8 protein-coding genes and 1 pseudogene are annotated in these 9024 nt (G+C 73.2%); 4 read left to right on the forward strand and 5 right to left on the reverse strand.

The annotated features are described in order from the left end of the window. Nucleotides 1-104 precede the first annotated feature (104 nt). Entirely contained in the window at nucleotides 105-404 is a 300-nt protein-coding gene (locus tag EAO70_RS10320; RefSeq protein WP_148002707.1) for a YciI family protein, read from the forward strand. Between the two features lie 13 nt (nucleotides 405-417). Here the strand turns inward: EAO70_RS10320 and EAO70_RS10325 are convergent, their stop codons facing one another. Next, complete coding sequence (locus tag EAO70_RS10325) at nucleotides 418-1515, reverse strand: WD40/YVTN/BNR-like repeat-containing protein (protein ID WP_148002708.1); 1098 nt, start codon at nucleotides 1513-1515, stop codon at nucleotides 418-420. Between the two features lie 366 nt (nucleotides 1516-1881). Between EAO70_RS10325 and EAO70_RS10330 the strand changes: the two genes are divergently transcribed. The 3 genes from EAO70_RS10330 to EAO70_RS10340 all read left to right on the forward strand — a co-directional run bounded on the left by EAO70_RS10330 (nucleotide 1882) and on the right by EAO70_RS10340 (nucleotide 5731). Next, the gene (locus EAO70_RS10330; RefSeq protein ID WP_148002709.1) at nucleotides 1882-2298 is read left to right on the forward strand and encodes an SsgA family sporulation/cell division regulator; all 417 of its coding nucleotides are present in this window, start codon (nucleotides 1882-1884) and stop codon (nucleotides 2296-2298) included. 316 nt (nucleotides 2299-2614) lie between these two features. Further along, nucleotides 2615-4258, forward strand: coding sequence for an ABC-F family ATP-binding cassette domain-containing protein (locus EAO70_RS10335; protein ID WP_148002710.1), 1644 nt, complete (start codon nucleotides 2615-2617; stop codon nucleotides 4256-4258). 498 nt (nucleotides 4259-4756) lie between these two features. Then, the gene (locus EAO70_RS10340; RefSeq protein ID WP_148002711.1) at nucleotides 4757-5731 is read left to right on the forward strand and encodes an acyl-ACP desaturase; all 975 of its coding nucleotides are present in this window, start codon (nucleotides 4757-4759) and stop codon (nucleotides 5729-5731) included. A 225-nt stretch (nucleotides 5732-5956) separates the two neighbouring features. Here the strand turns inward: EAO70_RS10340 and EAO70_RS10345 are convergent, their stop codons facing one another. From EAO70_RS10345 to EAO70_RS10360, 4 genes and pseudogenes are all read right to left on the reverse strand, one after another. Next, a complete protein-coding gene (locus EAO70_RS10345) occupies nucleotides 5957-6214 on the reverse strand; it encodes a WhiB family transcriptional regulator (protein WP_148002712.1) in 258 nt (85 codons plus the stop codon). A gap of 125 nt (nucleotides 6215-6339) precedes the next feature. Further along, nucleotides 6340-7422: an LLM class flavin-dependent oxidoreductase gene (locus EAO70_RS10350; RefSeq protein WP_148002713.1), complete on the reverse strand. Its 1083-nt coding sequence runs from the start codon at nucleotides 7420-7422 to the stop codon at nucleotides 6340-6342. Continuing rightward, nucleotides 7419-8291 (reverse strand): ABC transporter substrate-binding protein, encoded by an 873-nt coding sequence (locus tag EAO70_RS10355; protein ID WP_148002714.1) that lies wholly within the window; start codon nucleotides 8289-8291, stop codon nucleotides 7419-7421. The genes EAO70_RS10350 and EAO70_RS10355 overlap by 4 nt, the downstream gene beginning before the upstream one ends. Next, a pseudogene (locus EAO70_RS10360) lies at nucleotides 8288-8977 on the reverse strand (ABC transporter ATP-binding protein); the annotation flags it as partial. The gene EAO70_RS10355 and the pseudogene EAO70_RS10360, both read right to left, overlap by 4 nt. Nucleotides 8978-9024: the final 47 nt, after the last annotated feature.

The following is a 9024-nucleotide window of genomic DNA, read 5'->3' on the forward strand; positions in this document are numbered from 1 at the left end:
ACCCCGGGCTTCCCCGCCCCGTCCGGGGACCCCGGGCTTCCCCGCCCCGTCCGGGGGCTGGGACGGGCCGTCGGGTCCGGGAGACGCCCGGTAGCCTGCCCGTCATGTTCGTACTGGAATTGACCTACACCGCGCCCGTCGAGCGGGTGGACGTGCTCCTCGACGCACACGTCGAGTGGCTCGACGCGCAGTACGCCGCGGGCGTCTTCATCGCCTCGGGGCGCAAGAACCCGCGCGACGGCGGGGTGATCCTGGCCGCCGGGGTCGACCGCACGGAGATCGAGAAGATCGCGGCGGCCGACCCGTTCAGCGTCGAGGGCGTGTGCGCGTACCGGATCACGGAGTTCTACGCGACCAAGACGGCCGAGGAACTCGCCCCGTTCCGGGAGCAGTTGCCCTCCTGACTCCTGGGCCGGCCTAGCGGCGGCCCAGGCGGGCGATCCGGCCCTGCTCCCCCGCCGCCCAGCACGAGCCGTCCGGCGTGCAGTCGACCGTGTCGAACGAGCCGGTGTCGACGGTGCGCCAGGTGCGGCCGCCGTCGGTGGTGAGGTCGGTGCCGGTCGGGCCGACGGCCAGTGCGGCATTCCTGCTGTGCGGGAGCCAGGCGACCCCGGAGCGGTAGGCGGGCGGCGGCGTCTCCGAGGCCCGCCAGCCGCGGCCCCCGTCCCCGGTGACGGCGGCGGCCCGTGGGGACGGCCGGTCCTTGCGGTAGTCGCCGCCGACGGCGATGCCGTGCGTGCGGTCGCGGAAGGCGAGGCCGAAGACGCCGCGGGCCGGGTCCCCCGCCGGGACGGTCGTCGCGGTGGCGGTCCAGGTCAGCCCGCGGTCCGCGGAATGGAGCACGCGCGCGGTGGCACCGCCGCCCGTCGCCAGCCACACATCGCGCGGCCCTGCCGACACCAGGCACTGGCCGCTCGCCGCGAAGCCCGCCTCGCCGGGCAGCGCCTCCGGCATCCCCGCGTTCGGCAGCACCCGCCAGGAGCGGCCGCCGTCGCGGGTGGAGAGGATGCGGTACTTGCCGTCGACCGGGTCGCTCATGGCGAGTCCGTGCCGGCGGTCGAAGAAGGTCATGCAGTCGTAGAAGGCCCCCGGATCGGTGTTCCGGAAGGACTCGGTCCAGGTGGCGCCGCCGTCCTCGGTGCGCAGCACGCGCGAGGCCTCGCCCTCGCCGATGGCGAGGACGACGGCCCGGCGGGTGTCGAAGGCCTCCACGTCGCGGAACTCCAGCTCGGCCGCGCCCGGCGGCGAGACGTTCCGCCAGTGCCGGCCGCCGTCGGTGGTGCGCAGCACCGTCCCCTTGGAGCCCGCGGCCCACGCGGTCCGGCGGTCGACGGGCGCCAGTCCGCGGAACCGGGCGTCGGTACCGGTCGGTGTGAGTTCCCAGTGGGCCGTGGTGCCGCCGGTCGCCGCCGTGGGGGTCTCCCCGGCGCGCGCGGGCGCGGCCAGGGTCAGCGCGAGCGCCGCCCCGATCAGTCCCACCGACATCATTCGTCTCGTGTTCCCCATGGACGTCATGGCGCCGGAAGCTAGCGCCCCCGCCCGCTCCCCGTCCAGGGTGCGTGCCCGCCGGGGCGTTCCCAGGCTGGTGGCATGGCCGACCGTACGGGCGGCCTCCGGAATCCAGCCGTCCTGCGATCACCCGGGCCCGCCCGCCGAGCCGGACGTCGACGGGCCGGAAGCACGCTGACCCGAATCTCACCTCTCTGACCTGCGACGATCCGCCGGGCGCGGGGCGGCGCGCGATCCGGCTCGCCGTCGTGACGCAGCTCACGCGTATCCGGAGTGCACGTTCCGGCCGTTCCGCTCGTCTTCTCAGGTGTCAGGTGCCCCGGTGTCGGGGAGACGCACAGGATCCGAAAGTCCGCGTGAAAGGAGCCGGTCGTGTCCGCCGTCATCGAGCAGGCCGTCCAGGCCCGTCTCGTCGCATCCGCTCCGCGGATGGAGACCGTCCCCGCCACCCTGCGGTACGACCGCGAGGACCCGTACGCCGTGAGCATGGCGTTCCCGCCCCCGGCCACCCTGGAGGGCGTCGAGGTCTCGTGGGCCTTCGCGCGTGAGCTGCTCGTCCAGGGCGTCGAGCGCCCGGCCGGCGTCGGGGACGTCCGCCTCCGGCCGTACGGGTACGACCGCACGGTCGTCGAGTTCCACGCCCCCGAGGGCGTGGCCATGGTCCACGTGCGGACCTCGGAACTGCGCCTCTTCCTGGAGCGCTCGCAGCACCTGGTACCGGCCGGACGCGAGCACCAGTACCTGGACTGGGACCAGGACCTGACGGAGCTGCTGCGCGAGCATCCGTAGCGCGACGTAGGCGTCACCACGGGCCCGCCCGCCGGGCCCGCCTCACGGGCCGCCCCCTCGGGCCGGCCCGTAATTCGTTTGCCGCCCTCCCGCTCCACGGCCTACCGTTCTCCACGTACCAGTCGCCGTCTGATCGGAGAAGGACGTTGCTCGTCTGAGGTTGCGAGACACCGTGCCGCGCGTGCCCCCTGTGCCGCGTGTGCCGTTCTCGACCTCGGCGTACGAGCCGTTCTGACGACAGACCGCCCGCGCCCCGGTGTCTCCACGCGTCGCATCCCCGCACGTCTGCGCCCACGCACGCATCCCGGAGGCCTCCATGGCACATCACCCCACCTTCGTCACCTGCTCCTCGCTCTCCTTCTCCTGGCCCGACGGCACCGAGGTCTTCGACGACTTCCGGCTCACGGTCGGCCCCGGCCGCACCGGGCTCGTCGGCCTCAACGGTTCCGGCAAGTCCACGCTCCTGAAGCTGATCGCCGGTGAGCTGACCCCGTCCTCCGGCAGCGTCCGGGTCACCGGCGAACTCGGCCACCTCCCGCAGAACCTGGTCCTGGACACCTCGCGGCGGGTGGACGAGATCCTCGGCATCGCCGCGAAGCGGGCGGCCCTGCACGCCATCGAGGCGGGTGACCCGGCCGAGGAGCACTTCACCGCCCTCGCCGACGACTGGGACGTCGAGGAGCGGGCCCGAGCCACCCTCGACCAGCTCGGGCTCGGGGCCGTCGGCCTGGACCGGACCGTGGGCGAGGTCTCGGGCGGCGAGTCGGTGCTGCTGCGCCTCGCCGCGCTGCTGCTCGCCCGGCCCGACGTCCTGCTCCTCGACGAGCCGACCAACAACCTCGACCTGCATGCCCGCGCCCGGCTCTACGAGGCCGTGGAGAACTGGTCCGGAGTCCTGGTCGTGGTCAGCCACGACCGCGAACTGCTTGAGCGGGTCGACCAGATCGCGGACCTGCGGGACGGTTCCGTCGCCTGGTACGGGGGCGCCTATGCGGACTACGAGGAGGCGCTCGCGGCCGAACAGGACGCGGCGGAGCGGATGGTGCGGGTCGCCGAGGCCGACGTCCAGCGGCAGAAGCGGGAACTGGCCGACTCCCAGATGAAGTTGGCCCGCCGCCGGCGGTACGGGCAGAAGAGCTTTGAGAACAAGGTCGTCCCGAAGATCGTGGCGAACAACCTCCGAAGCGCGGCCCAGGTTTCCGCCGGCAAGCACAAGGCGCTGCACACCGAGCGCCTCTCGGAGGCCCGGGAGCGGCTGGACGCCGCGGTGGAGGCGGTCAGGGACGACGACGAGATCCGTGTCGAACTCCCGCGGACCTCGGTGCCGCCGGGCCGCGAGGTGCTGTTCCTGCGCAGCCCCCGACTGCGCTACGGAGCCCGCGTGGAGGGCGAGTTCGAGCTGCGCGGGCCGGAGCGGATCGCGCTGGTCGGCCGGAACGGCGCCGGGAAGACCACCCTCCTGCGGACGATCGCGGGGGAGCTCGAACCGCTCTCGGGCGAGACGGAGGCGCGGGTGCCGCTGCGTTTCCTGCCCCAGCGGCTCGACGTCCTCGACGACGGGCTGAGCGTGGTGGAGAACGTGGCCCGGTTCGCACCCGCGGCGACGGGCAACGCGATCAGGGCGCGGCTCGCGCGCTTCCTGTTCCGGGGCGCGCGGGCGGACCAGACCGTCGGCACCCTGTCCGGCGGGGAGCGGTTCCGGGCGACGCTCGCGGCGCTGCTCCTCGCGGAGCCGGCCCCGCAGCTGCTGATGCTGGACGAGCCGACGAACAACCTGGACATGGCGTCGGTGCGGAAGCTGACGGCGGCCCTGGACGCGTACGAGGGGGCGCTGATCGTGGCGAGCCACGACGTGTCGTTCCTGGAGTCGCTGGGGATCACCCGCTGGCTGCTGCTCGACGGCGAGCTGCGCCCGACGACGGCGGAGGAGGTACGGGAGGCGGCGGCGAGTCTCCGGTAGGCCGTATCCGGAAGGCCTTCCGCCTGGGCCGTATCCGAAGGCCTTCGCCGGGGCCGCGCCCGAAGGCCTTCGCCCGGGGCCGCGCCCGAAGGCCTTCGCCCGGGCCGCGCCCGAAGGCCTTCGCCGGGGCCGCGCCCGAAGGCCTTCGCCGGGGCCGCGCCCGGACGGCCGGCATCCGCCGGCCGTCCGGGGGCCGGGCGTCCGCCGGGCCCGATCCGCCCCCGCGCGGGCCCCGGATTCCCATCCGCTTCGGCCATCCACCGACTGCACCACGCCGCCGACCCCCTGCTCTGTGTAGTCGTCCGGGTGACGGATACGGGCCGTCCGGGACGTGACCTGCGTCTCCAGCACCCCGACGGAGCAGCACACATAACGGAACGTAACCGGGCATCGCCGGGACGGGCTTGGCCGATGCCTTACGGAGCCTTAACCTACGGTCTCGTAACCTACGTAGCCGTAGGTATGCCCGTTCGCCCTCCTCCGTCCCCAGGAGTACTCGTGACACTCACCTCTCCCCACCTCGGCAGCTCGGCAGGGTGGACCGACGCCCGGCTGCTCTACGCGCTGGAAGAGGTCGTGGAGAAGGAACTCAACCGGCACCTCAAGGTCACCAAGGACTGGATGCCGCACGAGTACGTGCCGTGGTCCGACGCCCGCAACTTCCCGGGCTTCTTCGAGGACGGGGAGGCCTGGGACCCGTCGCAGTCCAAGGTCACCGAGATCGGCAAGATCGCCCTCATCGTGAACCTGCTCACCGAGGACAACCTCCCGAGCTACCACCACGAGATCGCCAGCCTCTTCGGCCGCGACGGCGCCTGGGGCACCTGGGTGCACCGCTGGACCGCCGAGGAGGGCCGCCACGGCATCGTGATGCGCGACTACCTGCTGGCCTCCCGCGCCGTCGACCCGGACAAGCTGGAGCAGTTCCGGATGGCGCACATGAGCGAGGGCTTCGAGTCCGACAACCGTCACTCGATGCTGCACTCCGTGGCGTACGTCGCCTTCCAGGAGCTCGCGACCCGCATCTCGCACCGGAACACCGGCCACCAGTCCGGCGACCCGGTCTGCGACCGGATGCTGGCCCGGATCGCCACCGACGAGAACCTGCACATGGTCTTCTACCGCAACCTCCTGGGCGCGGCCTTCGAGATCGCCCCCGACCTGACCATGCAGGCCGTGCGGGACGTCGTCGTCAACTTCCGGATGCCCGGACACGGCATGCCCGGCTTCGAGCGGGCCGCGGCGCAGATGGCGATCGGCGAGATCTACAACATGCGCATCCACCACGACGACGTGCTCCAGCCCGTCCTCCGCTTCCTGAAGGTCCTCCAGATCGACGGCCTCGGGCCCGAGGGTCTGCAGGCGCAGGAGGAGCTGGGGCTGTACATGAACGGCCTGGACACCGAGGCGAGCAAGTTCGACGAGAAGCTCGCCGCCCGCAAGGCCCGCATGGCCGCCCGCGCGGCCGGCTGAGCGACCCGAGGCCCACGACCGGGCCGGGCGGCGCCTCGTGCGCCCTTCTGACGGCGGGCCGCCGCTCCTGACGGCGGCGGGCCGCTGACGGCGACGGAACACGGGACGGGCGCGACGGGCCGAGATCGGCCGGCCGCGCCCGCCCGCCGTTCCCCGGTTCCGCCATTCCGCGGTCCCGCCGGACCCCTCGTACCCCCGCGCCGAGGCGTCCGCGTCTCCGCTCACTCAGGCCTGGCGGCGCTTGAGGCGGATCCGCTCCTTCTCGGACAGCCCGCCCCACACGCCGAACCGCTCGTCGTGCCGCAGCGCGTACTCCAGGCACGCCACCCGCCCCTCGCAGGCACCGCAGAGCTGCTTGGCCTCGCGGGTGGACGACCCGGGCGCCGGGAAGAAGAACTCCGGCCCGGCCTGGGCACACAGCGCGTCCTCCTGCCAGGACATGTCGGGCTCCGGAGCGGTCAGTACGGTGGTGTAGGTCTGCATGGCGTACACGCTGCCGGAGGGCCGTAAACGAGCCATCAACATTCGATCAATGCGGCACTCCCCCGCCGACGCAAAGCGGCGCGCCGAAACTCCCTGGCCGCCGTGCCGCGCTCGCGGCCTGCGCCTCAGCGGCTGACCCCCAGGGCGGGGAGGACCGTTTCGGACACTCGGTAGGCCTCCTCCAGGAGGGGGTTGCCCGAGAGGATGAAGGTGTCCACGCCCAACTCCTGGTACTCCTTGAGCCGTTCCACGACCTGGGCCGTCGAGCCGACGACCGCCGTTCCCGGGCCGGGGCGGAAGAGGCTCATGCCGGGCCACAGGTTCGGGTGGGTCTCCAGTTCGCGGGCGCGGGCCGGGACGCGGCCGCCGTGCTGGCGGAACTGACGCTGCCAGCCCACGCCGTCCTCGCCCGACCGCTCACCGAGCTGCCGGGCGTACGTCGCCTCGCTGGTGACGTCCAGGAGCCGGTCGGCGGCCGCCCAGGCCTCGTCCTCGGTGTCGCGGACGATGAGGTGGAGCCGCAGGCCGATGCGGAGGGTGCGGCCGTGGGCGGCGGCCCGCGCCCGTACGTGATCGAGCTTCTGCTTCAGCAGGTGCGGCGGCTCTCCCCAGGTGAGGTAGACGTCGACGTGCTCGGCGGCCATCTCGATCCCGGGCGCCGAGGAGCCGCCGAACCAGAGGGGGACGTGCGGCTCCTGGACGGGCCGCAGGTCGCGGAAGGAGGCGCCCGCGCCCTGGAGGTCGTAGAAGCGGCCCTTGTGGTCGAAGACCTCGCCCGCCGTGAGTCGCTTGACGATCGACCAGTACTCGGCGCTCAGTTCGTACCGCTCGTCGTGCTCGACATGGAGCCCGTACTCGCGGAGGGAGGCGGTCGAGCCGTTGACGACGTTGAAGCGGAGTCGGCCGCCGAAGAGGTTGTCGAAGCTGAGCGCCATCTTGGCGAGCAGGGTCGGTGCGATCAGCCCCGGGTGGACGGCGAGGAGGGGTTTGAAGCGGGTGCTGGTGGCGGCCGCGAGCGCCGAGCCCAGCGGCCACACGTCGTAGAGGTCCGTGGCCAGCAACGCGCCCGTGTAGCCCAAGCGTTCGACCGTTCCGGCGAGCTGCGTGAGATAGCCGAGGTCGACCGGGCGGCGGCCCGCCGGCTCCCACGGGTACGCGCCCTCGCGCGGGATGACGTACCAGAGGACTTCGGGTGCCGGGGAGGTCATCGGGATCCGGCCTTCCGGGGCAGGGCGTCGGCGACGGTGATCGCGCGGTCGATGAACCCGGTCCGGTGGAAGATGTCGGCCGCCTGCTGCTGCTCGGCGACGAAGTCCGCGCCGACCTCCTCGATCGTCCAGGGGAGGGCGCGCAGGGCCGTCTCCCAGTCGTCGACCGTGCCGCCCTGGTCCGCTGCGGCGATCCCGGCGGCCTCGCGGGGGTTCTCCGCGGCCCATGCGTCGGCCCGCCGGAGGGCCCGGGTGAGCGCCTCCACGACCTCGGGGCGCTGTTCGGCCAGGTCGCGCCGGGTGAAGAAGACGGACCGGTCGCTGATGACCTCGCCGGTGCGGATCAGGGTGCGCAGTCCGCCGGTGCGGCGGGCGGCGGCGAGTTCGGCGCCCTGGGCCACCCACGCGGTGACGGCGCCGGCGCGGAGCTTCTCCTCGCTGCCGGCGTCGGCCCGTACGGCGGTGATGTCGGTGGCGTACGAGAGGCCCTCGTCGTCCAGGGCCTTGGCGACGAGGTGGGTCTGCCAGGAGCCGACGGCCAGGTGGACGGTGCCGCCCTTGAGGTCGGCGACGGTGCGGACCGGGCTGTCCTCGGTGACGAGGAGGGCGCCGTGGTCGGGGCGGGGTGCCGAGACGGCGGTGTACACGATGTCGTGTCCGGCGGCCTGCGCGGTGACGGGCGGGGTGGAGCCGGTGCCGCCGAAGTCGATGGTCCCGTCGGCGAGATGGGCGCCGGTGCGGACGCCGTCGGTGTACGGGTGCCAGGTCACGGTCTCGCCGAGGGCAGCGAGTTCCTCCTCCGCGTAGCCGAGCCGGGAGAGGTGGTAGAGGGAAGGGTTGCTGCGGTGGACACCGATGACGACGCTCATGCGGATGCTCCTTCGGGGGTGGCGGAGTGATTGGTGGAGTGGGTGGTGGGGGCCGGGGGTTCCTCGGGTGCGTGGACACCCAGGTCGGCGAGGAGGCGGCGGCGCAGCGCCACGAAGGCCGGGTCGCCGGGGTCCCGGGGGCGGGGGACGGTGACGGGCTCGTCGGTGACCAGCCGGCCGTCCCTCAGGACGGCGACGCGGTCGGCGAGGCGTACGGCCTCGTCGACGTCGTGGGTGACGAGCAGTACGGCCGGGCGGTGGATCCGGCGCAGCTCCTCCACGAGGTCCTGCATCCGGAGCCGGGTCAGTGCGTCGAGCGCGGCGAACGGCTCGTCGAGCAGTAGGAGTTCGGGTTCCCTGACGAGAGCGCGGGCGAGCGCGACCCGTTGGGCCTCGCCGCCGGAGAGGGTGGCGGGCCAGGCGTCGGCGTGCCGTTCGAGTCCGACCTCGGCGAGGGCGCGCAGCCCGGTCGCGCGGGTGGCGGGGCCACGCGGGAGGCCGACGGTCACGTTGGCGAGGACCTTCTTGGACGGGATGAGCCGGGGTTCCTGGAAGACGATCGTGCGGGCCTCGGGGACGAGGGCCTCCCCCGCGTCGGCGCCGTCGAGCGCGCCGAGGATGCGGAGCAGTGTCGTCTTGCCGCTGCCGCTGGCACCGAGCAGGGCCAGGAACTCACCTCGACGGACTCGAACTCACCCTCCGTCGAGGTGAGTTCCTGGCCCTGCTCGGTGCC

Origin of the sequence: Streptomyces sp. adm13(2018) (assembly GCF_008042145.1) — a bacterium.
Taxonomy (GTDB): Bacteria; Actinomycetota; Actinomycetes; order Streptomycetales; family Streptomycetaceae; genus Streptomyces.